The sequence below is a fragment of the Cytophaga hutchinsonii ATCC 33406 genome (genome assembly GCF_000014145.1).
GTDB classification, from domain to species: Bacteria; Bacteroidota; Bacteroidia; order Cytophagales; family Cytophagaceae; genus Cytophaga; species Cytophaga hutchinsonii.
The window spans coordinates 1258988-1283032 of sequence record NC_008255.1 but is presented as its reverse complement, the minus strand read 5'-3'; the positions used below and the strand labels follow the sequence as shown (position 1 = coordinate 1283032).

Genomic DNA, 24045 nt, shown 5'->3' with positions numbered 1-24045 from the left:
TAACCTTTCTTACTAGTATCCGTACATATGTAGTTGACCATGAAATTTCATTTTACTGCCTGTATATGCCTGGTGTTTTTTATGTGTTCCTGTATGGCAACCATGCCCGGTTCAAAAACATTTAATTACTGTTATCCCAACGACAGCTATACATCAGATTCTGTAAATGTGCCTTATGCTTCTATCCCGGATTTTATTCAGACGGATAGTGCGCTGAAGAAACACTATTCCACCCAGACGATTCATCTTGCGAATGCAACCGGCACGCTCACCGCTTTACTGGAACTTGCCGCATTAAAAAAACAGTATACTTCTACCCCATCTTTAGAGACAAACGTAGCGATACTGACAAAAAAACAGGAGATTGCAAACCGCCTGATCATTTGTCGGACAGAAATTGCGGGCATTGCGGCCGAACTGGATTGTGAAGGAGAACGGGCTGAACAGCTTTCCGATTATATGTCTGCGAAGCAAAATAAACAGGTAACTAAACTTACCGTTGCCTCCATTACATTGGGTGCGCTAACAGCAGTTTCCGTTGTTTTTATTAAACTTCAAAAAACGTCGGATGCCGTGGCTATTACAGGCGGAACAGGCAGCGCAGCACTTGGCCTCTCTGCCTTGATATCTTCCCGCAAAACAGAATACCTGCATCCCAGAAACCTTCTGACGGATATCTGGTACAAACCAGCGCATTCAAGGTATTATCCGGCAACTATCTGGTATCTGTTAACGCACAAAGAATTCAGCAACAACAAACAAAACCCAATTATAAACAATATCTGTGAACGCTGGAAAGAATACAATCAGCTGGAAGAAGGTGCTACAAAAAAAACGGCAAGACAGATTGATCTGTTATTTGGATCGGGAGGTATATACACGGCAGAACTATTAGAAACCCGTGCAAACATGCTAAACCAGCTGCAGGCAGCGATCAAACTGCTGGATCAGGATATACAGCAGCTGCTGTATACCGTTAGCAGGTAAATCATTGCAACGGTATGCAGTTACCGGATTTTAATAATCCGTTTTTAAATCTGACGCTAACGCCATAAAAGTAAAACGCCGTACAGGAAATTCCTGTACGGCGTTTTACTTTTACTTTTACTTTTATTGTTTTATGATTTTTATCATCGAGCTTTTATTGTCTGATGTTGTTACCTCAACAAAATACATTCCGGCTATTCCGTCAATTTCAATATCCAGATTGGCTGTTGCATTAAATTCTTTTCTGCTCACTACGCGTCCGTTTGCTTCCATTACGTTCACCTGAACAGTTGCCGGTGCCGAAGATAATGTTAACACTACTTCTTTATTCGTTGGGTTCGGGAATACCTGTATAACACCTGCATTGTTTTTCACTACACCTGTTGTAACGGGAGCGGTTGTAAAACTAATTTCTGATCCGTATGAAGTTCCGGATTCATTGATTGCATATGCTCTTAAATAATAGGTTGTAGAAGCACTTAAGCCGGTTAAGGCAGAAGTAAACGCTCCTGCTCCCGTTCCATCTTCTGTTTTATTATCTTCAATTGTAGGCATGGATGTTGTGCTCCAGCAAACACCGCGCGCTATAACAGCAGCACCATTTTCGCTTAATACGTTTCCCCCGCTTGAAGCAGCAGATGATTCAACCATATTAACGTCAGCAGTTATAACTACGGGTGCGCCTTCTTCAATAATACTGATCCCTCCTTCAAGTGTAATTTTATAATTATCGATTGTCTGCATTCTGCTTCCGTTGGAAGAAAAATAGGTATGTAATGTACTTGCTCCGCCAATGTCTGCATTTACAACACCATCTTCTGATTGTTCCGTAAATATTGTACCTACGTTACCATCACTGTCTGCATTGTATACTTTCATGTTCAGGTCATAGGTATCAGCATCTACCGATTCAACGGTGAAGACTAATTTATACCAGTTGCCAAGTACCAGATCGCCTGACTGACTGTACCAATCCAATGTGAATGATTCTGCATTACTGTGAAACGAACCGCCGCCGCCATGAAACGTAACGCCTAACCCCTGTGCCGCATAACCGGGAGAATTATTTTCATTCTGACTATTCACAGCCAGGCCTACACCACCGTAACCGGAATTTGCTGCCACTTTAAAAAAAGCTTCTACAACATATTTATCCCCAACACCCGATACACTATACCCTTCTTTGGTTGTCCATAAATCTGAAGAACCATCGGGAACATTAATAGAACCCGAATTACCGATACCACCCGATGCTTCATTTGTAAATTCCGGACTGCCGTCATCATTGAATTTGTCTGTAAGATCTGTTGTTGCATTAAATTCCAACACCCTAGTCTGTGACTGGCCATTTGCTGTAGCAGTCATCGCAGCAGCTAAAAGAAATACGTAAAATTTTTTCATTCTGTAACAGGATTAATTTAAAAGATAGTACACTATACGCAAAAACACCTTCCGGGTTAATACTATAGATCCTATTAAATAAATAAAAACGGCTGAAACATCTTTCTGCTTTCATAAGATAACAGCAACGGTATCTTATGTTAATAATACAACCGTTACAGGGCGCATTTGTTTAAACAGAACGAATGCTTTTAAAAAAGGGCGAATGCAATTCGAACAGGGCGAATGCAATTCGCCCCTACTTGTATGATACAAACGTGATACCTGTACCATGCTTGTTCCTGTCTTTTTCCCGAGTCTTTGCATGCTGTATGCGTCCACTGCTCATACTGTTGCCATACTGTCTTCGTACTTAAACGGGATCGCATTATTAAACAGAGCGAATACTGATTTTGGTTTCAAAACAAATACAACTACAATTTAGTCCATACAAGTTTATTTTCCGGATTGTCTGCGTCCAGTAATATTAAAGTCGCTGGTACTTTTTCTACAATAATCATATTCTTTAAAAAGCCTTTATTATCTGTAATGATCAATATCCGGTTTTCAATTTTATAATTAAGATTTCTGCTGCCATTAGAGATAACGACGTCTCTTGTTACAAAATTTAATTTACCCAGTTCTGCATCATTCGTATTCCATGTACCGAGAATATTCTTTGCATCCTTCTCATTAGATTCTTTCAACCAATACGCGCCTTCGGCAGTTATTTTTTCTGTCATGATCTTTGATAATACTACACCAGCTCCAACAGTCACAATAAATAAAGCGATGCATACATAAACAAATACACCTATCTTTCTTTCTTCCGGAGCAAGATTGTACTGACCGTTCTTTTCACGAAGTTTTGTAACATCGGCAGATTGAATGACACATGTATCCGACCACTTATCATGCCAGCCTCTTGATGGAGAAGGTAAAAAACTAAAAACTTCAAAGGGAATAAGCCTGATAAATGTTCGTAAGATAATACTTCTGAGATCAGGCTTAGAACCATTTGCATTTACCACAACTGATTCAGTAGCCAGCTTGCCGGGTGTCCATTGAAAATAGTATTCGAAGAAAACATAATACAACGGCATCAGCATAAATGAAAATATCAGACTCAACTCAACAAATGGAATCAGATCTACCACGTACATAATTCCCTGAAGTGCAAATCCGTCAATTATAAAATGAATAAGCCTTGTTTTACGGGGAACAAGCTGAACGGCAATACCTGTCTGGATCATTTCGTTTTCGAGGGCAGCATTCTTTTTATCATTCATTTCTTTCTGAATGTTTTCAGCCGCCTCATATTGAATGCCTCTGCTTTCTAATTCCCAAATAGCTGCTTCAACGGCAATTGCCGAATACTTCTCTCTGTTATCAATATACTCTTTAACTTCAGCGTCGGTCTTCTCTTTCAACTTATGCGAAAATGCATTCTCTCTATTCATCTTATGTATATTACTATTCTATTTTTTCGATTGATCCCTGCCGGATTTTAAACTACCATTTCATGTGTACGCTGTGTTGTACTAAAAAAATAACACTGGCTACAACCTATTCCAACAGGGCGAATGCAATTCGCCCCTTCATACGTCGGTCTTCTCTTTCAACTTATGCGAAAATGCATTCTCTCTATTCATCTTATGTATATTACTATTCTATTTTTTCGATTGATCCCTGCTGGATTTTAAATTCCCATTTCATGTGTACGCTGTGTTGTACTAAAAAAATAACACTGGCTACAACCTATTCCAACAGGGCGAATGCAATTCGCCCCTACATGCATATGCATGGCTGGTGTTCCTTAATCACACATCAGGCAGGGCATTACCTGTTTTTTGCTGTTTTTAATACCACCGGTATGCACCACCTTTTCTTTTAGTTTACAATCCGTCATGATATCATAGGGCTTTGCGATATCTGATACTCCGGCTTTACTCAGCCGCATATTAAAATGATACAGCGAATCGATCAGCTGCTCCTGTGTATAAAAATCATTCCAAATCAGGATGTAGGAATCGTCTGATTGTTTGAACGCATAAATGTTGCCCATGCTTTTAATGCGGTCATACACCTTCCACAATTGCTGTTCATTTTTTTCAGCTAAACCAATCTGATATACCCAAACCTTCTCGCGGTTCGCAAACTTAGCGCTGTCTTTTTTCCTTTTCTCGGCAATGTTATTGCCCAGTACATCTACCAGCACATCAACCATTACTTCTGCATCTGTTTTCCCGGCTTCGCTTTCCTTTGTAACTACTGTGGTTTGCTGTAAAGAATCAGCGTACGGCTCTGTATTTATTTCAAGATTTTGTGTATCTGAATGGCTGCCACACGAAAACAATATTCCTGTAAGCACACTAAAAAGGATGTATTTCATAAACGGATTTAATAATAAAAGTGTTAAGAGGAAATAAAATAGCAAATAGTTAATTAAAATCATCTGCATGAATCAAAAACATCATTTATTGCAATTATTGTCGTACAGCAGGGGCGATCGCAAGGGTCGCACCTACTGTAAGACAATAAATTTCAAATTGCCTGCATGCGGATTATTTATACCTGTAACAAAATACATTCCTGTATTTAATCCTTCAATTGTTACCGCGTACTGATTGTTTTCTGTTAAGGAAACGGAGCGGATCATCTGGCCGAGTTCATTGGTTATGATATACATGGCATCTCTGTTACCGATGATGGTGCAGGAACCGGCCGATGGATTGGGATACACAAGCAATACCGGTGCATGATTATTGTCCTGTATATTGATTGGTGTAGTAATATTGTTATCAAGGCAATCGAATGCTGTTTTATTCGGATTATCAAAGACATGATCTCCCAGTTCACCATAATACGCAGTGCCTGTACCGCAATACTGAATCCTGTTTACCGGCAAGGCAAGCGTATGATAATTGCCGGCTGCGAGGCTTATCCATTTCTGATTGGTGCCTACGGCAACCATCGCTGCCCTGTCTACCGAAGTACCGTCGCCCAATTGTCCGCTGCTGTTTAAGCCGCATGCCCAAAGGCTGCCATCAGCCCGGATCGCGAAACTCTGATCCAGCGATGCATACACGTCGATCCAGTTTTGCTCTGCGCTGATCTGAACCATGCGGTCCTGGGTAATTAAATTTCCTGTTCCTACCTGGCCATAGTTGTTCCTGCCCCATGCCCACAGCGTTCCGTTTGATTTGAGACAAATATTATGAATCGTTCCGCCGGCAATATTGATCCAGTCCCGGTCTGTCCCGAGCTGTACCGGCACATACTTGTTCACCAGCGTACCATCGCCCAGCTGCCCCTGTCTGTTTGTACCCCAGCCCCACAGGGTACCGTCTGATTTAATGCCCAAGGTATGCCCGACACCGGTTTTAATACTGATCCAGTCAGTACCGGTGCCGACTCTGGTAGGTACAAGTGTTTTAAGATTTGTTCCGAGACCTAATTCCCCATCGTAATTATGGCCCCAGCTCCACAATGAACCGTCTGCCTGAATACCAAAACTTTGTACACCACTGGCAGCGGCAATGCTTACCCAGGTTGTTGCCGTTCCTATTTGTTTCGGAAGCATTCTGGGCTGTTCGGTTCCATCGCCCAACTGCCCGGAAAAGTTATCGCCCCAGGCCCAAAGTGTCCCATCTGCTTTGAGTGCCAATATATAATTACTGCCTGTGGCAATACTTTTCCAGTTCTGATCGGAACCTGTCTGTACCGGACTGCTGTTTTTATACTGGCCGTCCGTCTCAAATGGATTTAATCCCCAGGTCCAGATTGTTCCGTTCGCTTTCAGGCCCATACTGAATGCATTGCTGGCGGCAATGGAGATCCAGTCATCGGGTGCCGTTCTGATGCTGTGCGGCACAGGTTGATCTGCGGTGCCGCCGTCACCTAATTGTGCGTTTGTATTGTCTCCCCATGTCCACAGGCTGCCGTCAGCTTTTACTCCGATGGTGTGGTATGTGCCGGCATTGATCGCTACCCATGTATGTGCTGTGCCGATCTGCACAGGCAGGTGTTTATCTGTACCCGATCCGTAACCCAGCTGTCCGCGTACATTGTAGCCCCAGGCCCAGAGAGTTCCGTTGGCTTTCAATGCAACACTGTGATCCAGACCAGCAGAAACTCTTATCCAATCGGCATCCGTTCCGACCTGTACCGGAAGTGTTGCCGGATCAAGTGTAGCCGTTCCATTGCCAAGATTCCCACGTACATTATGCCCCCATGCCCATAAGGTTCCGTTTGATTTTATAGCAAGTGTATGATTTGAGCCGGCAGCAAGCGTTGTCCAGTCGTTGTCTGTACCAACACGCACGGGACTGTCCTGCTGAACAGTATTTCCATTACCTATTTCTCCTGCTTCATTTAAACCCCAGCCCCAAAGAGAACCATCTACCTTTAAAGCAACGATATGATTGCTTCCTGCCACGGCATACAGCCAATTCTGATCGGCACCGACCTGCACAGGTGTGTGTTTTTCATCGTTGTTTCCAATGCCTAATTCACCGCCGTTATTAAAGCCCCATGTCCAAAGTGTGCCATTTGCTTTAATACCAATTCCGGATGAAAAACAGGCTGCAATACCGGTCCATGTTTGCTCTGTACCAATCTGCACCGGACTATGCCGGTCAATGGTTGTGCCATCGCCAAGCTGCCCTCTTTGGTTTTTGCCCCAGCTCCAGAGTGTGCCGTCAGCTTTTAAAGCCAGCGTGTAAGATGATCCGGTAGCTACAGCTACCCAGTTTATATCAATGCCGATTTTAACAGGTGTGCGTCTGTCCATGGTTGTACCATCCCCCAACTGCCCGTTGCTATTGTAGCCCCAGCCCCAGAGCTCTCCGCTTCGGATCTCAAAACTATGATCCGAATTATTACCCGTAGCCATACGCTGATAATTGGCCGTATACGGAACCGATCTTCTGGTATCGCTTCTGTTAAACTGAGCGTAAACAGAAACAGATGAAGAAATAAAAGCGGAACATAACAGAATGATAGAAAAAACCTTAGTCATAGAAGAATAAAATTGATGTATTGGAAAATATGCTTCAAGGTACTGATTTCTTTGGATTATTATTCCATTTTTTCCGCACTGCTGGAAGCACAATAGATTGGTGAGGCCCGGGATACCGGGATTAAAATCCGGGGCTTGGGAATACAACCCGGGCGGGTGGTATATATTGTAATGTGTTTTCGGCATCACAATTCCGTATTTCTTTCCAGCCGGATTTATTATGAATCTTGATAAACACAAACAAAGGCGCGGATCAGCATTTCGTTTTTTTAACTGATCAACTCGATCCTATCCATCATCACCTCTTCACGCACACGCTTATCACTAATAAAGAAAAAGACATTACAGAAGCAACTGTCCGGATCAGGTTAAACAGATTCCATTTCACTTCAATACTTGATCTGAGTTGTGTCAACTGCTGTACATTACTGTTTATCAAATCTGTCTTTTCGAGCAGATCATTCAGCGGCACATTCCCGGAGACCGTAACGCAGATGCAGCCGGCAACATACAGCAATGCCGCCACCGCAAGCAGAATGCACGCAGGCTGGTTTCCTTCCTGATACTTCAAAAAAGCTGTCAGTGGAATCGCACACAGAGGCAGAAAAAACAGAACAAAGAACAGCGGATTCAGTATAGTTTTGTTCATGGATTTAAATGCCGTGAGATAGCCCATATCGTCCAGCCTGCCGATACCCGGAGTTACGGCATTTGTCCAGGTGAAAAAGATGCCCGCCATCATACCAGTAGATACAATAGCTGCAATCATACAGAATTGCGTTTTCATTTCTATTATTTTAAGGTGTTCAGCCATTTTTTCAACAGTTGCCTATCGGCATCTGTCAGTACAATGGCATTGCCTTTAGGCATACGTTTTTTTATAAATACCTGCTCATTGATCTGCGTGCCCCAGGCATTCATATTGTTACAGGTAAAGACAGCGTTACGGTTGCGCTGTTCGTGGCATACGTTACATTTTATTTGCAAAAGCTTGTATGCAGCCAGCTTATAGTGTGCGGCTGAATCTGCTGTTACCCAATGTACAGGTATAGGATCCTCACGTTGTTTTACTGAACCAACAAAAAGATTAACGGCAATGCTTATCAGAACGATCAATTTCATCTGTGCTATATTTTATAACAAAGAAACAGCAGCAGCATGGTATTAAATTGGATAAATCCGACAATGTTATCTGGTCTGATTTTTTATGTATTGGGAAGGAGTTTGTCCGGTATATTGTTTGAATACCCGTATAAAATGTGACTGGTCTGTAAAGCCGCTGTCCAGCCCTATGGCGGTTAATGTTTCTGCATTTGCGTCCGTTAGTTTTGTTAATGAAGACTGAAACTGAATAATCTTTGCAAATTGTTTTGGGCTCAGGCCAACTTCACCAAGAAAATTTCTTTCCAATGTACGTTCGGATAAACATACAGCCTCGCTCAGATCGCTGATACGCATGCGCCCTTCTGTTTCAATGATCTGTTTAATGGCTTGCTGTATGCGGTCATTATGCGGCGGCTTGTTTAAACCGATCAAAGCAGCAACACCATCAGACATGCACGCGATCAGACTTTCCGGATCGGGAGCAGCTGTAAGCTGTTTGGAATATACTTCCATATCTATATACTGAAACTGCATCAGGTCATAACATGCGTCATTTAATTCTTTTGGGTCTATACCCAATAAATATTTTGATGCAAACGGATAAAGCTGAAAAACAACAAAACGATATGTCCCCTGAACCTCCAGTGAAATAGGTTCAAGTGTCTGTCCGTACAAAAAAAATTCAGACAGCTGTTTGCTTTCAGGGAAGCGAAAAAAACCACTCTCCGATTGCTGAAACATAATGCCCGGGTAACCATCTGCATATAACGGCAAACGAAAGCGTGCATTTCCATCGGCACTTTGCTGTACCATAATGCTGTTTACAAAAAGCTTCAGATCGTCTCGTACGGTGTATTGAATATCTCCCATATATATCTGTCCACTGCTATATTAACTCCTGTAATTAACACACAAAGAATACCACCGACTGATTTTCCGATACCGCCGCGTTATAAAAAGCTTTCAGCCTATCAAAATTCTCTATCAGGTATTCAATGGCATCGTCCTCGTTCCAGATCTCCGGATATATATGCAATGCCATCATTTTGTCCGCATCATACCTGCTGTACAACGCATCGGCAGTGACCCTGTCCAGCGCCGCACTGATCCGTTTAACCTGTTCACTGGTCATATACGTGACAGGGCCACATCCAGAATCCTGCTCCGGATCTATTATCAACGTTCCAGTCAAAATCAGGCTTAAGGGTTCTGTTGCTTTTTCAATGGTGGTTTGAGAAGCGCCCGTAAGCAGGAAGAACAGGCCTTCCAAGGCTTTATCCAGGTCAATAAGATTGTGATCTGATGCAATATTTTCGCTGTATATACGGCCTTCAAGCATACTTCTGTCCTGTAAATATGCTTCAAGCTCTGCCTGTGAAACCCGCAGGTACTTTCCGGTCATGTCCATATAGGTATTATTTCTGTGGTCTTACTGTTGCTTATTCTTCTTTACGATGTACTGACCACTATATGCTGCCAGGTGTAAACAGCCCATTCCAGATCTTTCAGGTCATCAACATAAAACGCCAGCTGCAATACTTCGTGATCAATAATCGAAAAACCATACAGTACGTGATAGCTTTTTTCCTGATCCTGTTCTTCGATCATATATCCAATACGGAAAATGGTATCATCAGAAAAATCAAATGTATCGATCGTGCGGGCTGCAGACTGATCTCTATATTGAATGGTATTTTTATATGCTTCGTATAACGTTTCTTTGTTTTTATTTACTTCGTTCCAGATAACTAACCGTACAGATTTATCCCCTGTTGTATAAAGCAAATCTCCTTCTTGTTCTACGGAACGCTCAAACAGATTATTGATCTGCATGGACCATTCATCTGTTAACCGGTGTGTAACCATGTAGTCATCTTCCAATTCAAAGTCTGTAACTTTGTACCATGCTGAACCATCTTCTGCTTTTTCATATACTGCTCCAATCCCTTTCAGTAATATATCTTCAAGGGACGGATCTATCTGCAGAATGGTTACAGCATCATACAGACCAATATTATCTGGATCATCATTATAGTCTTCTGATTCAAAGCCTGTAAAAATACGCCATCCGCTATCTTCCGGCCGTGTCCTTTTTTCCCTGTATACAAAGCGTGGCTGAATCTTTTCTTCCGTCACCATCTTTGAAACCATCAGTAAACCGATCTCCGGAAAATTTTCAAATACATTACCTTCCAGTTCTTTCATTAAAACAGATTATTCATCGTACGGAAAATATAATCCGTTTGTTTAATACTTCTATACAGCGGTTATATAAGCCTGAATTCCGGATTACAGATCAGGCCAATCACATTACCCCATGGGTCTTTAACGGTTGCAGTAACAATGTCTCCACCAACATTTACAGGCTTTTCGTTTTCAGCAGCGCCAAGTTTTATAAAATCAGCATATGCCTGTTCAATATCTTCCACACCCCAATAGGTAACAACACTTGCTGTTTTATCAAAAGAAGGGCGTTCTTCCGGCTGCAGTCCCAATTCATACCCGGCGATATCAAATCCTACATAAAAGGGTTCGTCAAAATAGGGTTTGGTTTGAAATGCATTCGAATACCATTCTTTTGCTTTTTGCAGTTCACTTACTTTATAAATCGTTGTTCTTAATCCCAGGATTTTTGTTTGTCCCATTTTGTTTAACTTTTGATATGTGTTTAGTGTTAAAGCCCGTCTGTTTCATTATCCCGGATCACAGGCTTTGCTTTATCAAAGGGTTGCGGGGTCATCCGGATTTCTGTGGTAAGATCTTCATCGAATTCATGCATACCTATATCATTCTGGCTGGCCGCCTTTTTATCTGTATTTTTTTGATCTTTATTTTCCAGCTTATCTTTTGTAGCCGCAGGTTTCTTAGGTTCTTTATTGTTTTGAGTTTTCATAGCTGTATAAATTAACTAAACATGTTTGATTTGTATTAAGATTGCTAAAAAAAGTGAATAAGTTATTACACGCTTGTATTAAAAAATTACATGATTTATATGTAAAAATGCAATAATCATATTAACTCTTAAGTAAAATAACTTATGAAGAATTGATTATTATGAATCTGAGTTCTGAGCTATACAGATTTAATGAATTATTTTTCTATGAAAATCTTATATTCATGCGGATACCATTCTTGAAACCAGTTTATGCAATCCACACAATTTACTTCAATACCTTCTGTTGCATAATGTCTGGCATGTTCGGGTATCCCAGGAAAATAAAAGTCTTTCGTTTTCTAAATAAAAAAAACACTGTTATTCCCCTTTGATACAAACAGTAAAGGCAGCTCCCTTGCCAGGTTTGGACTTCAACGAAACCGTTCCCTGCAGACGTTCTACGGCGCGCTTTAATATATACAAACCTAAACCGGAACCGTCTGCTTTATCGTTTGCACGAAAAAACATTTCGTATATTTTTTCCTGGTATTCTTCAGAGATTCCTTGTCCGTTATCTGTCACTTTAATGCAAAGCATCTGCCCCTGCGTATACACCTGTATAAACACATAAGGCTTCTTTACATCGTGGCGCATGTATTTGATCGAGTTCTCAATCAGATTTTGCAGAATGGTATTTACGATTACCCATTCCGATTGGAAAGAAATACCTTCTTCAACTTCAATATTGAATTGTATGTGCTCAAAATTATCGAAGTATGCATACGAATGAATACAGTCTTCAATAAGCTGCATAAAATCAATCTTTACCGGCACAATCTTGTCGGAGCTGATACGTGTGATGGTGATCAGGTCCATGACAATCGCATCGATACGGGTGGAGAGCTTTTTATACATATTGAAATACTTGAGCGCTTCACCGTCAAACTGTTCCTTTTCGATCAATTCATTTAATCCCAAAAGTGATGAAATGGGGCCTTTGAGATCGTGTGAGACTCTGTAAAAAAAAGAATCCAGCTCGGTATTTTTCTTCTGTACTATTTCCAGGTAATCAATCTGTGCTTTTGTGTCTTTCTCCAACCGGTATATCTCATTCGCAGCTTCATAACTTCTGATGATATCTGAGGTATGCGACTGCACATTATTTTCTTTGTGTAAAACAAACTGTTCAAGGCACTGCAACGCGTTCGATTCTTTATGCTGCAGTTTGTATAAGGTATACAAACTGTAATACGATTTATATACATTTACTTTTACATTATGTTTTTCAGCAAGTGAAACGGCCTGCTTCAATATCTTTTCTGCCTGCAGATATTTTTTTTGCTCTACATAGGTTAAGCCAAGCTTATTTAATACCATTCCCGCGCCGAGTTTATCACCGAACTTCTGCTGTAATTCCAGGCTCTGCAAAAAATACGTTTCAGCCTGTGCAAATTTCTGCTGAGCAAAAAATACTTTGCCTTTACCATAGATCGAATAGGCCAGTCCGCGCTCGTCTTTAATTTTCTTCTTTATGGCAATGCTTTTATCGGAAAGTTTGGTAGCTGTTTCAATATCACCACGCTTCAGGTATAAACCAGACATGGGATTATATACATTTGAAAGCATGGCAAGATCGCCGTGTCTGGTAGCAAGATCAATACATTCCTGATAGATGAGAAACGCTTTATTGACGTCGCTCCAATATTCATATATGGTTGCAATGGATTTTAAACTGCGGCATTCACTTCTGCCTTCACCAATGCTTTTGTAGATCTGCCTGCATTCCAGCAAACCTTTCAGCCCATCGTGAAAATTATCTGTTTTATATAAAGAACTTGCAATATTGAATTTAGCATCTGCAATGTCTTTCAGGCTCTGAACACGTTGAAAATACTCCAGCGCCTGACGGGAGTGTGTAATTGATTTTATATGATTCCCCTGAATCATATGCAGCAAACCCAGATAATTGTGCGAACGGGCAGTTATGCGTTCAAGCTTTTTTGTATTTGCTGTTTTTAAAACAGAAAGCACGCCGGCAAAACTTTCTTTTATATTATTGATACGGCCCTGATAGGCTTTTTCCAATTGTTCTTCCAGCAATTCTTCCTGAACTTCCTGTTTCTTACCTGGCATGCAACCTGATTATTTTTGAACTCATCTTATAAACAAGTATACACAAATAACAGGATACTAAAAATCATATACCGGTAATTTAAAGTACAGCATAGGCTCTTCTGCCGTTTCTGAAATAGCTGTTATTTAATACCAAAAAATATACCTGTTGAAAAAATGAAGCCAGGCTCGCGTAAGCAGACTGACTTCATTGTACCAAGATGAATACTTTAAAAAATGTAGTGATTAATCAAATCCACCTGACACACATATTTTTTGTCCGGTGATCCAGGAAGCATCGTCTGAAGCCAGGAACACCGCCAGCATGGAAATATCTGCGGGCTGTCCGATTCTTCCCAGCGGTGTTTGTGCTGCAATATATTCTTCCACAGGTGTACCTGCAATCCGGTTGCCTTCTGTATGAGTGGGGCCGGGTAAGATTGCGTTCACGCGGATTTTTTTAGGACCAAGTTCTTTTGATAAAATCCGGGTTATTCCATCTACGGCACTTTTACTTGCCGAATATACCAGCGATGACGGAGTAGCTTTTACACTGGCAACAGAACCGATATTAATGATACTTCCACCAGCTTCGTTAAAATAATTTAATGCTTCCTGAACAGACAACAGTACACTCAATACGTTGCTGTTGAACTGCCGGTGAAATTCCTCTTCTGTAACTGCTTCTATGGGTTCAAATTTATAGACACCTGCATTGTTAATCAATGTATCTATTTTACCGAACTGTTGACAGGCTTCTTCAAACAACCGTTTTACTTCTGCCGCTTTTGTAACGTCTGCCTGAATAGCAGTTGCCGCCCCTCCGTTTTCACGAATGTGTTTAACAACCGCTTCAGCGTTGATTCTATCTGTGGAATAGTTTACAATAACGGTTGATCCGTTTCGGGCAAGCGCTTTCGCGATTTCTGCTCCTATGCCTTTTGACGCTCCGGTAACAAGCGCTGTTTTCTTTTCTGATTTATACATGTTCTGATTTTGTTGTTGAAGTTCAAAAGTAGATATCAGAACATGAACAAGCGTTGCCATATGGCAAAAAATCATTTCCTGGTGCGGATTCTGCTTAACGTGTATGGTGTAATTCCCAGAAACAAGGCAATCTGACTTTGCGGAACACGTTGCACCACGGTAGGCTGGCGCTGCAGCAGTTTATTATATTTTGTGGCAGCATCGTCTACCAGCATTTCACTTTTTAATTTATATTTCTCCAGCAATGCTTTCTCCTTAAGCGTACTTACAATTCTGGGAAAACCCGGAATTTCTTTTTCAAGAAATTCATAACTGTTTTTCGTCATTGTAATCACAACACATTCCGTTAAGGCTTCTATCTTTTCTTCCGCAGGTGTGTGGGTATAAAAACTATCTAAATCGATCACAAAATGACCTTCATTTGTAAAATACAGAATATACTCTTCACCGGCAGCATTCGTTCGTACGACCTTAAATATACCATCAACCACGAGCCCCATTTTTTTACAGACCCGGCCCTGCTCACAATATAATGCTCCTTTTTTCAGCGTCTCTAAACAGGTATGCTGAACCATTAATGCTTTATCAGTATCAGAAAGCGGCAGTACGGATTCGAAAACGTTTATTAAAGAATTTATATGATGCATAGAGCGTTTATATTAGAATGCAGTTAATGTGCGAAAGAAACATAACGTATCGTATTGCCCGATATTTGTACTATCGAAATCAGAGAAACAGGTGTAACACAACAAATGACATGGGTTTGCATAAGACGATTACAAACCGTAATGATCCGGATTCCGCATTACAAATCCGGAATAATAAAAGCTACATGCTGTAAGCTGATACCTTAACCAAGGTAACAACTTCGTCGTTCAGATGTAATCGTTTCAATATCTGCTTTAACATCTCCATGTCGCCTGTTGTGGTAATGGTTACAGACCTTTCAGTACCGGTTGCCTTCAATGCTTTTTCCTGCAGGATCCGTTGCACCTGCCTGGTAACAGCATCTCTTGTATCAATGATTTCGATAGGATACGGAAACATGCCGGCAAGTACATTGGTCAGATAATTGTAATGCGTACAACCAAGCACCAGCGTATCTATATGGGCATCAATCATTGGTTTTAACAGCGGCTCCAGCTGCTGCATCATACGCGCCTGCTCAATAATATTCTGCTCAATAAGTTCAACCAATCCGGCACCAATCTGACTGATAAAAAAAGCCTTGTCGTTAAAGCTTTCCAACGTCCTGTTGTACAACTGCCCGTTAATAGTGCCTGCAGTTGCCAGAATTCCGATACGTTTATTAGCCGAACTGGCATAAGCAGGCTTGGTACCCGGCTCCATACCTACAATCGGCATAGGGTATATACTGCGCAGCTGATCAATAATATTTGTTGTAATGGTATTACAGGCAACAATGATCATCTTACAATGCTTCTGCATCAGATAATCCATGATGCGTATGGTATGCTGCCTGATCTCTTCTATCGTCTTCGTACCGTACGGACAGTTGCCGCTGTCGCCGTAATATTCAAATGACTCTGCAGGAAGTGCGTGAACAAGTTTATCCAATAAAGTTAGGCCTCCGACGCCGGAGTCGAAGATGCCAATGGGTTGGTGCATGCAGAAAAGCGTGATTATTGTACTATAAATATAAAGGAGAAAGTTCAGAATGTACTATCAGCCGGACTTTTTTTCATCCCTGATGTTGCATACAGATTATGCATGCATACATGTTCATCACAATGTAGCGACTCAATATAATGCCCTTGCAAAAGCAATCATACTGATCTTATACATATGAGATTTACACATGACAGAACAGTAAATTGAGCAATAGATAGCTAAATGATGATTATTCCATGAATAAAAACGTACAGATCAAAATATTTTTTTTGAATAAATTGCAGCACACATACATTTCCTATATTGTATACATGCTTTGTTCCCCATAACATACAAAGCTCATTTTATTAACTTCCTTTTATATGAAGCCTACATCCAATACATCGTTTGATGTAATCATTTTAGGTGCAGGCCCTGCCGGATCTACGGCTGCACTTGCTCTTCAGAAAAGCAACCTTACTGTTGCCTTACTGGAAAAAGAGCTTTTTCCCCGGGATAAAATATGCGGAGACGCATTATCCTGCGTTGCAGAACGTGTGCTTAAACAGATTGATCCCTCCTTAGAACAGGAACTGCTGCTCTATTCAGAAAAAACGGTAGTGAATAAAGCGCGTGTATATAGTCCTGAATTTCGTTCTATCGTATTGAATTTTTCAAAACGCGGACATTGTATCAAACGCCTGGATTTTGATAACTGGCTCTTTGAAAAAGCGAATGCAAAAAACATTGAAGTTTTTCAACAGGCAAAGGTAACGGATGTACGTATTGATAATTCAGGCGCTGAAGTAGTTTTGCAGGATGGGACAATACTGCATGCTGCTATAGTGATCTGCTGTGACGGTGCACACTCTGTTGCGGCCAGGCAGCTTACACATTTAAAACTGGACCGCAAGCATTATGTTGGCGCGGTGCGTCAGTATTACCGTAATATCAGTGATACTGCCGGTAATGAACTTGAGATTTTTTTTCTCAAGGATTTTCTTCCCGGTTATTTCTGGATCTTTCCTTTGAAGAACGGGGAAGCAAATGTAGGGTTTGGCGCCTTATCAGCTATCATTTCAAAAAATAAAATTGATCTGAAAAAAAGTCTGCAGGAGATCATACAATCTGTTCCGCAATTAAAAGAACGGTTTAAAGATGCGGAAGCAATGGAGACTGTAAAAGGTTTTGGACTGCCGCTGGGTTCAAGGAAACTGCCTATCTCAGGAGCGCATTTTATGTTGTGCGGCGATGCGGCTTCGCTGATTGACCCGGTTACGGGAGAAGGCATTGAAACAGCCATGGAGAGTGGCAAGTATGCGGCGGAACAGGCCATCAGGTGCTTTGAAAGCACGGATTTTTCAGCAGCATGTATGCAAGCCTACGATCAGCGCATTCACAAAAAAATGTTTAAGCGGTTCCGTCAGCATTATGTATTACAGCGCCTGATCAGCGACCGCGTCTGGTTCATCAACTTGATGATCCGGCTGGCGAATGTACCCTGGATCAACCGGTACTTTTATTCAAGGTTTGAATAACACATAGATTCACATAAATCAGGAACATGTTTAAAATGATGGTTCAAACAAAAAAGGCCCTGCATTTCTGCAGCGCCTTTCTCCAATATAACTTGCTCGTATTATCTTATAAGTGAATCACCTCACCGTATGCTGCCGCTGTAGCTTCCATGATCGCTTCAGACATTGTCGGGTGCGGGTGCACTGCATTAATGATCTCATGACCTGTTGCTTCAAGCTTACGTGCTACAACTGCTTCTGCAATCATCTCCGTAACGTTTGCGCCAATCATGTGAACACCTAACAACTCACCGTATTTTGCATCGTAGATAACTTTAACAAAACCTTCTTTTGCACCGGCAGCACTTGCTTTACCGGATGCTGAGAATGGAAACTTACCTACTTTCAATTCGTATCCTTTTTCTTTTGCTGCTTTCTCCGTTAAACCTACAGAAGCAATCTCTGGTGTACAGTACGTGCAACCCGGGATATTGCCGTAATCCATCGGTTCAGGATTCAAACCTGCGATCTTCTCTACGCATATAATACCTTCATGCGAAGCAACGTGTGCCAGCGCAGGACCTTTAACAATATCTCCGATTGCATACACTCCCGGGATATTTGTTTTGTAATAATCATCAACCAATACACGGCCTTTGTCTGTAGCAACGCCTACATCTTCCAGACCAATACCTTCAAGGTTTGTAGCAACACCTACCGCTGAAAGTACAATATCGCATTCAATAACTTCTGTAGCATCACCTTTTTTAACGGTTACTTTACAACCTTTACCTGCTGTATCTACGGATTCAACAGCGGCACCGGTCATAATGTTAATGCCCATCTTCTTATATTCTTTTTCTAATTGCTTAGAAATTTCTTCGTCTTCAACCGGAACAATGTTTGGCAGGTATTCAACAATCGTAACTTTAGTGCCCATTGTTGCATAGAAATAAGCAAACTCAACACCAATCGCTCCGGAACCCATAATCACCATGCTCTCAGGCTTAGATTCAAGCACCATGGCTTTACGGTAACCGATGATCTTATTGTTATCGATCTTAACATTCGGCAATTCCCGCGCGCGGCCACCTGTTGCTAAAATGATGTGATCAGCTCCGTACAGACTTTTGTTGCCTTTATCGTCTGTTACTTCAACTTGTTTACCTTTTACCAGTTTACCGAAACCTGCAATGATTTCGATTTTATTTTTTTTCATTAAAAACTGAACACCTTTGCTCATGCCGGCAGCAACGTCACGGCTGCGTTTTACAACAGCTGTAAAATCTGCTTCCGCGTTTCCAACATTGATACCATACTCTTTTGCATGTTTGATGTATTCATACACCTGTGCACTTTTCAAAAGAGCTTTTGTAGGGATACATCCCCAGTTCAAGCAAATACCACCTAATTCTGCTTTCTCAACTACAGCTACTTTTTTACCTAATTGAGAGGCTCTAATTGCAGCTACATATCCACCAGGACCGCTACCGATCACTATAACATCGAACTTTGTTGACATATCTTTAAATCTATAATTACGGTGCAAATTTAAGGGATTTAGCCTTATAAGAAAGGAATCGGCCAGAAAATGCGGAATTGTTCCTCAATCAACTGTTTACGAATTAATTACCTCTCTTGTTTGATCGGGCTTAATACTTAATGCTTGATGCTTTTTCTCTCTTGATTTTATCTACCTCACTTAACTTTTTGGGAATTGATGGTAGAATCAATGGTAATTTCGCCACAATCTGTGTGTTTCAGAGCTGAAGTTAAAAGCGCAAAGCTTTAAGCATTTAGCTTTAGGCCTTAGGCTGAACTATTTGGAATTTGTTCTTTGGAATTTGTAATTTCTGAAGGTATCTTTGACCTCAATACATTAATAAAAAACATACAATGGGCTTACTTAGTGGAAAAACTGCTCTGGTAACAGGAGCATCAAAAGGCATAGGAAAATCGATCGCGATGCGTTACGCACAGGAAGGTGCTAATGTGGCGTTCACCTATCTTTCAAGCGTTGAAAAAGGTCAGGCATTAGAAAAAGAATTACAGGCATTGGGTATCAAAGCAAAAGGATACCGCTCAGATGCATCTAAATATACAGAAGCAGAAGAATTAGTAACTTCCGTATTAGCAGACTTTGGACAGCTTGATATTGTTGTAAACAATGCAGGTATTACAAAAGATGGCTTATTAATGCGTATGACAGAAGAACAATGGGATTCTGTTATGGAAGTAAATTTAAAATCGGTATTTAACCTGACAAAAGCGGCATTAAAACCAATGATGAAAGCGAAAGCAGGTTCTATTATAAATATGACTTCTGTTGTGGGCATCAGCGGTAACGCCGGCCAGACAAACTACGCTGCCTCTAAAGCAGGTATCATTGGTTTCACAAAATCAGTAGCGCAGGAATTGGGTTCACGCAACATCCGCTCAAACGCAATTGCCCCGGGTTTTATTGAAACAGAAATGACGGAAGTACTGGACCCGAAAGTGAAAGCTGAATGGGAAAACGGAATTCCGTTGAAACGTGCCGGAAAAAGTGAAGATGTAGCGAATGCCTGTGTATTCCTTGCATCAGATCTTTCAACATACATTACCGGACAGGTATTACAGGTTGATGGCGGAATGCTGACCTAGTTATAACCTCTGAGGTTTTAATAACTTCATCTATAAACTGAATTATCACTTATTCTATTTAGAAAACCTCATAGGTTTTGCGAAATTCTTTTTATCTTCAATCCTGCATCTTAACGGTGCAGGATTTCTTTTATCTATGAACGGCATTTCACTTTACGCATCGAGCTCTCCGTGGTTTATCCTTCTTTGTTTTGCCATTGGTGCAGCATACGCATATACGTTATATTCCAGGGTTCAGACACTCTGGACAAAACGCACAAATTATAGTCTTGCGGCATTACGTTTTGTATTGGTCAGTATTCTTGTGTATTTATTATTCGGTCCGGTTATCCGTTATTTTGAAAATACAAAAGAAAAACCAACGGTACTTATTCATATTGACAATTCTTCATCCCTTAAACTGACAAGTGATTCAACGCAACGGTTGAGCTGGCTTACAACCATCGACAAAATAAAGCAGGCATTAAACAATGAAGGTATTGAAACCAGCGTGTATTCTTTTTCAGGTAAACAGGAAAATGATCCTGTAACATTTACATTTCCTTCCTCAAATTTAAATGCCTTGCTGCTGGAGCCGAAACAGGAAGAAAGCGGACGCAATATAGCTGCAAGTATTTTACTTTCAGATGGTATTTATAATGTGGGAATGGACCCGAGTATTACTCCTTCTACTGCACCGGTATTTACTATTGGCGTAGGCGATACATCGGATCAGAAAGATGTACGGCTGGTTTCTGCGATCCACAACAAACTTGCTTTTAAAGGAAATGATTTCCCCATCGTTGCGGAGATCGCACAAAAAGGGTTTTCAAACAATACAGCAACCCTACAGCTCAAACACAACGGTAACGTGCTTGAATCAAGGAAAATAAATTTAACTAAAAGTGAACAGCAAATACCGGTTGAATTCCGTACCTCATCGGATGTTGTTGGTATTCAGCATTACGTTGTTGAAATAGTTCCGCTGGCGGGTGAATTCACCACAGAAAATAATGTTCAGCATGTGTACATTGATATTGTTGACAACAAACAAAAAGTATTAATCGCCGCACCGTCCCCGCACCCGGATATTAAAGCCATACAGGGTGCTTTGTCTGCAAAGGAAAATATTGACGTGTCGGTTTTCATCCCAGGCATTTCAGAATATAAATCCGCTGCGTACAGCCTCATTATTTTCCATCACTTCCCGGACGAAACTACTGCCGGTAAAAAAGAATTCGATGCACTGGTTGCCATGAAAACACCTAAGTGGTACATCATCAGCAACCAGACGGCTATTCCAAATTTCAATCAGGTGAACACGTTGATGCAGATACAAACGCGCAGTGCACAAAAAGATCTTGTATTCGGCGAAGTAAACAGTTCCTTTGATCGTTTCATTATGCCGTTAGGCATGCAGGAATTACTAAACAGCGCACCGCCGTTGCAGTGTCATTTTGGAGAATACAAATTAAAACAGGATGGTTTGGCAATCTTATTCCAGCGTGTAGGACGAGTAAGTACAACAAAACCGTTGCTGAGTATTGCAGCAAACAGAGAAACTATGGTATTGGCCGGCGAAGGCATCTGGCAGTGGCGCTTACACAATCAGCAGACACAACAGAATACAGCAGCCTTCGACGAATTCATTCAGAAATGTGTGCAGTACATTTCAAGCGAAAACGACAAACGTAAGTTCCGTGTATACCCAACGGTAAATGATCTGCAAAGCGGCGAACATCTTTATTTTGAAGCTGAATTATATAATGATTTAATGGAACGTATTTACGGAACAGAGATTGCGCTTCAGATAAAAAATGAATCAGGAAAAGTATTTAACTACTCGTTTGCTACAAGCCCTGGCAATAACCGTTTTGAAGTAAACGGCCTGCAGGAAGGGGTATACCGCTATCTTGCAACAACAACGTTAAATGGTACGCTTGAAAAAAGCAGCGGTGAATTCATCATCCGAAAAACCAGCCTTGAGGCGCAATCAATCAAAGCTGATTTTAACTTATTAAAATCTATTTCGAATAAAAGCAATGGTGCTTTTTTCACCATCAATGAAAGTGATGCACTGATCGCGGCAATAAAAGAAAAGCAATTCAAAACGATTATCCGTTCTCAGGAAACGTTAAATGAAATCATCAACCTTCCGTGGATCTTATTCCTGCTGATTGCATTGGCCAGTTGTGAATGGGTAATACGAAAGCTTAATGGCGGATATTAGAGTGTAAAGTGTAATTGTTTCTCTAATTAAGATTAGTTATTCTTAATAATCATCTTACGAACTCTAAAAACACAAAAAAGGAAATTACAAAGATACGACTACACTTTACACCTCTCAATTATTGTATAAAATTTTTAATTTCAAAGCATTCTAACTTGACACGATTCCTCCTCACCTACCTTTTCTGTCTGGCCATCATCATTGGCCCGGCATATAGTATGTATGTACATTATGACTTCTCACATTCTTCGGATACGGAAAGTTATTTAGCAATGTCGGATGGAGATTATAATGTTAATCCGGTGCACCGCTACCGGTTTGTAATTCCATTTGCAGCAAAAATCATAGCAATACCCTTGCAGGCTGTATATGCTAAACTCTGGCCACATAGAGCGGAGAGCCTGTGGCCCTTCCAGCTTGCGTATTTTATAATCAATTCTTTTATTACGGCTTTTTATGGATGGCTGGTTTACCGCTTGCTCCGTTTATATTCCAACCGGCTGGCAGCAGTGCTTATTGCGCTGGCGGCTGTATTAACAAGCCGCTGGGTAGCGTATATTGCCGGCTTACCACTCACTGACAGTTTGTATCTGGTTGCCATTGCAGCGTTATTATACAGCATTAAAACCAACAACCTGATGCTCTTTTCCATTACAGTATTGTCAGGCGCTCTGGCCAAAGAATCGTTTTTATTATTTGCACCGCTCATAATATTTGCAGGGCCGGGTACCTGGTATCTGCGCGCGGGTTTAGTTGCCGGCAGTTTATTGATTCTGTTCGGTGAACACGCACTCATTGACTGTTGGCTGCCCATGCAGGAAACGGCAGCAGTATCCAAAGAAACACTCGTAGAAATATTCATCCGTCATGTACATAAAACAACAACTACAATCGGTGAACTTGCAAGTGTACGCGGACTTGGTGAGATCTTTACGGTATTTGGCATCTTCACTTTCATACTGATTTACGGAGCATTAAATAGCTCCTGCCGTACAATATGGAAAACCGCTGTTGAAAAATACTACTGGATATTTTTCGGGTGTATCCTTGTACATGCGCTCATATCAGGTGATGCAGCGCGTATGTTTTATTTTGGTTCTGCTTTATATGCCATTTTGATAGCGTTAACAGCAGAACATCTGTTAACGCATTTAGCTGCTAAAAAGCTTTAATTATTTTCAAGCAGCTGCGTATTGATCTCAATGGGATTACTTAGAATTTTATGCACCGGACAGCTGTTCGCAACCTGAAGCAAACGTGCACGTTGCTTTTCATCCAGATTTCCTGAAAATGAAATCATCCGGTTTATAAACGTTTTATTTAAATCTTCATTACGCCCCAGTTCCACTTCTATATGAGCTTCTGCCAAATCCCAGCCTTTGTGATCTGCATACATTTTCAGCGTTGCGCTTGTACAGGCAGCTAACGAAGATGCCAATAACTCCACGGGAGAAAAGCCAAGATCATTGCCGCCCTTTTCTGCAGGTTCATCCGCAATAAGCACATTTCCCGAAGGAGATTTTATTTCTATTTTATATTTTTCCTTCTGAATGCGTGAATATACTTTTGCCATACTGTTGTTTATTTTATTCAAAAGTGT

Annotated in this window: 22 protein-coding genes; 5 read left to right on the top strand and 17 right to left on the bottom strand. The window is 41.0% G+C overall.

Annotated elements, in window-relative coordinates; translation table 11 throughout:
- Positions 1-39 precede the first annotated feature (39 nt).
- Entirely contained in the window at positions 40-987 is a 948-nt protein-coding gene (locus CHU_RS05390; RefSeq protein WP_143144081.1) for a hypothetical protein, read from the top strand.
- A 123-nt stretch (positions 988-1110) separates the two neighbouring features.
- On the opposite strand, the gene CHU_RS05385 is transcribed toward CHU_RS05390, so the two are convergent.
- From CHU_RS05385 to murI, 15 genes are all read right to left on the bottom strand, one after another.
- Complete coding sequence (locus CHU_RS05385; protein WP_011584496.1) at positions 1111-2388, bottom strand: T9SS type A sorting domain-containing protein; 1278 nt, start codon at positions 2386-2388, stop codon at positions 1111-1113.
- Between the two features lie 413 nt (positions 2389-2801).
- Positions 2802-3827 (bottom strand): RDD family protein, encoded by a 1026-nt coding sequence (locus CHU_RS18815; RefSeq protein ID WP_049755470.1) that lies wholly within the window; start codon positions 3825-3827, stop codon positions 2802-2804.
- A gap of 356 nt (positions 3828-4183) precedes the next feature.
- Positions 4184-4759 (bottom strand): hypothetical protein, encoded by a 576-nt coding sequence (locus tag CHU_RS05375; RefSeq protein WP_143144082.1) that lies wholly within the window; start codon positions 4757-4759, stop codon positions 4184-4186.
- Positions 4760-4891: 132 nt separating this feature from the next.
- Positions 4892-7387 (bottom strand): T9SS type A sorting domain-containing protein, encoded by a 2496-nt coding sequence (locus tag CHU_RS05370; RefSeq protein WP_177254164.1) that lies wholly within the window; start codon positions 7385-7387, stop codon positions 4892-4894.
- A 298-nt stretch (positions 7388-7685) separates the two neighbouring features.
- Positions 7686-8174: a DUF1772 domain-containing protein gene (locus CHU_RS05365; protein WP_041932599.1), complete on the bottom strand. Its 489-nt coding sequence runs from the start codon at positions 8172-8174 to the stop codon at positions 7686-7688.
- A 5-nt stretch (positions 8175-8179) separates the two neighbouring features.
- A complete protein-coding gene (locus CHU_RS05360) occupies positions 8180-8509 on the bottom strand; it encodes a hypothetical protein (protein ID WP_011584490.1) in 330 nt (109 codons plus the stop codon).
- A 66-nt stretch (positions 8510-8575) separates the two neighbouring features.
- Positions 8576-9361, bottom strand: a complete 786-nt coding sequence (locus CHU_RS05355; protein ID WP_011584489.1) for a helix-turn-helix domain-containing protein — start codon at positions 9359-9361, stop codon at positions 8576-8578.
- Positions 9362-9395: 34 nt separating this feature from the next.
- Positions 9396-9899, bottom strand: a complete 504-nt coding sequence (locus CHU_RS05350) for a YfbM family protein (RefSeq protein WP_049755468.1) — start codon at positions 9897-9899, stop codon at positions 9396-9398.
- 41 nt (positions 9900-9940) lie between these two features.
- Positions 9941-10696: a DUF2185 domain-containing protein gene (locus CHU_RS18810; protein WP_011584487.1), complete on the bottom strand. Its 756-nt coding sequence runs from the start codon at positions 10694-10696 to the stop codon at positions 9941-9943.
- Positions 10697-10758: 62 nt separating this feature from the next.
- A complete protein-coding gene (locus CHU_RS05340; protein WP_011584486.1) occupies positions 10759-11136 on the bottom strand; it encodes a VOC family protein in 378 nt (125 codons plus the stop codon).
- A 29-nt stretch (positions 11137-11165) separates the two neighbouring features.
- Complete coding sequence (locus CHU_RS05335) at positions 11166-11384, bottom strand: hypothetical protein (RefSeq protein WP_011584485.1); 219 nt, start codon at positions 11382-11384, stop codon at positions 11166-11168.
- Positions 11385-11744: 360 nt separating this feature from the next.
- Positions 11745-13499, bottom strand: coding sequence for a tetratricopeptide repeat-containing sensor histidine kinase (locus CHU_RS05330; RefSeq protein WP_011584484.1), 1755 nt, complete (start codon positions 13497-13499; stop codon positions 11745-11747).
- Between the two features lie 225 nt (positions 13500-13724).
- Complete coding sequence (locus tag CHU_RS05325; RefSeq protein WP_011584483.1) at positions 13725-14465, bottom strand: SDR family NAD(P)-dependent oxidoreductase; 741 nt, start codon at positions 14463-14465, stop codon at positions 13725-13727.
- A gap of 71 nt (positions 14466-14536) precedes the next feature.
- Positions 14537-15112 carry a Crp/Fnr family transcriptional regulator gene (locus tag CHU_RS05320; protein ID WP_011584482.1) on the bottom strand — a complete coding sequence of 192 codons (576 nt, stop codon included), beginning with the start codon at positions 15110-15112 and terminating at the stop codon, positions 14537-14539.
- Between the two features lie 181 nt (positions 15113-15293).
- On the bottom strand, positions 15294-16094 hold the full coding sequence (murI, locus tag CHU_RS05315; protein WP_011584480.1) for a glutamate racemase: 801 nt from the start codon (positions 16092-16094) through the stop codon (positions 15294-15296).
- 365 nt (positions 16095-16459) lie between these two features.
- Between murI and CHU_RS05310 the strand changes: the two genes are divergently transcribed.
- Entirely contained in the window at positions 16460-17614 is a 1155-nt protein-coding gene (locus CHU_RS05310) for an NAD(P)/FAD-dependent oxidoreductase (RefSeq protein ID WP_011584479.1), read from the top strand.
- Between the two features lie 106 nt (positions 17615-17720).
- On the opposite strand, the gene lpdA is transcribed toward CHU_RS05310, so the two are convergent.
- The gene (lpdA, locus tag CHU_RS05305) at positions 17721-19115 is read right to left on the bottom strand and encodes a dihydrolipoyl dehydrogenase (RefSeq protein WP_011584478.1); all 1395 of its coding nucleotides are present in this window, start codon (positions 19113-19115) and stop codon (positions 17721-17723) included.
- Positions 19116-19489: 374 nt separating this feature from the next.
- On the opposite strand from lpdA, the gene fabG reads away from it, so the two are divergent.
- The 3 genes from fabG (at position 19490) to CHU_RS05290 (ending at position 23617) form a co-directional block, all read left to right on the top strand.
- Entirely contained in the window at positions 19490-20236 is a 747-nt protein-coding gene (gene fabG, locus CHU_RS05300; RefSeq protein WP_011584477.1) for a 3-oxoacyl-[acyl-carrier-protein] reductase, read from the top strand.
- A gap of 136 nt (positions 20237-20372) precedes the next feature.
- Positions 20373-22445, top strand: a complete 2073-nt coding sequence (locus tag CHU_RS05295) for a hypothetical protein (protein ID WP_011584476.1) — start codon at positions 20373-20375, stop codon at positions 22443-22445.
- A gap of 155 nt (positions 22446-22600) precedes the next feature.
- Entirely contained in the window at positions 22601-23617 is a 1017-nt protein-coding gene (locus tag CHU_RS05290; protein WP_011584475.1) for a hypothetical protein, read from the top strand.
- Here CHU_RS05290 and CHU_RS05285 read toward each other — a convergent pair.
- Positions 23614-24018 (bottom strand): OsmC family protein, encoded by a 405-nt coding sequence (locus CHU_RS05285; protein WP_041932208.1) that lies wholly within the window; start codon positions 24016-24018, stop codon positions 23614-23616. The two genes, CHU_RS05290 and CHU_RS05285, sit on opposite strands and share 4 nt — an antisense overlap.
- Positions 24019-24045: the final 27 nt, after the last annotated feature.

Coding starts and splice junctions, on each gene's coding strand:
- CHU_RS05325 (WP_011584483.1), bottom strand. CDS start 14,465: ATGTATAAATCAGAAAAGAAAACAGCGCTTGTTACCGGAGCGTCAAAA.
- CHU_RS05370 (WP_177254164.1), bottom strand. CDS start 7,387: ATGACTAAGGTTTTTTCTATCATTCTGTTATGTTCCGCTTTTATTTCT.
- CHU_RS18815 (WP_049755470.1), bottom strand. CDS start 3,827: ATGAATAGAGAGAATGCATTTTCGCATAAGTTGAAAGAGAAGACCGAC.
- CHU_RS05335 (WP_011584485.1), bottom strand. CDS start 11,384: ATGAAAACTCAAAACAATAAAGAACCTAAGAAACCTGCGGCTACAAAA.
- CHU_RS05385 (WP_011584496.1), bottom strand. CDS start 2,388: ATGAAAAAATTTTACGTATTTCTTTTAGCTGCTGCGATGACTGCTACA.
- CHU_RS05330 (WP_011584484.1), bottom strand. CDS start 13,499: ATGCCAGGTAAGAAACAGGAAGTTCAGGAAGAATTGCTGGAAGAACAA.
- CHU_RS05375 (WP_143144082.1), bottom strand. CDS start 4,759: ATGAAATACATCCTTTTTAGTGTGCTTACAGGAATATTGTTTTCGTGT.
- CHU_RS05295 (WP_011584476.1), top strand. CDS start 20,373: ATGAACGGCATTTCACTTTACGCATCGAGCTCTCCGTGGTTTATCCTT.
- fabG (WP_011584477.1), top strand. CDS start 19,490: ATGGGCTTACTTAGTGGAAAAACTGCTCTGGTAACAGGAGCATCAAAA.
- CHU_RS05350 (WP_049755468.1), bottom strand. CDS start 9,899: ATGGACATGACCGGAAAGTACCTGCGGGTTTCACAGGCAGAGCTTGAA.
- CHU_RS05355 (WP_011584489.1), bottom strand. CDS start 9,361: ATGGGAGATATTCAATACACCGTACGAGACGATCTGAAGCTTTTTGTA.
- CHU_RS05285 (WP_041932208.1), bottom strand. CDS start 24,018: ATGGCAAAAGTATATTCACGCATTCAGAAGGAAAAATATAAAATAGAA.
- CHU_RS05365 (WP_041932599.1), bottom strand. CDS start 8,174: ATGAAAACGCAATTCTGTATGATTGCAGCTATTGTATCTACTGGTATG.
- CHU_RS18810 (WP_011584487.1), bottom strand. CDS start 10,696: ATGAAAGAACTGGAAGGTAATGTATTTGAAAATTTTCCGGAGATCGGT.
- CHU_RS05320 (WP_011584482.1), bottom strand. CDS start 15,112: ATGCATCATATAAATTCTTTAATAAACGTTTTCGAATCCGTACTGCCG.
- CHU_RS05310 (WP_011584479.1), top strand. CDS start 16,460: ATGAAGCCTACATCCAATACATCGTTTGATGTAATCATTTTAGGTGCA.
- lpdA (WP_011584478.1), bottom strand. CDS start 19,115: ATGTCAACAAAGTTCGATGTTATAGTGATCGGTAGCGGTCCTGGTGGA.
- CHU_RS05340 (WP_011584486.1), bottom strand. CDS start 11,136: ATGGGACAAACAAAAATCCTGGGATTAAGAACAACGATTTATAAAGTA.
- CHU_RS05360 (WP_011584490.1), bottom strand. CDS start 8,509: ATGAAATTGATCGTTCTGATAAGCATTGCCGTTAATCTTTTTGTTGGT.
- murI (WP_011584480.1), bottom strand. CDS start 16,094: ATGCACCAACCCATTGGCATCTTCGACTCCGGCGTCGGAGGCCTAACT.
- CHU_RS05390 (WP_143144081.1), top strand. CDS start 40: ATGAAATTTCATTTTACTGCCTGTATATGCCTGGTGTTTTTTATGTGT.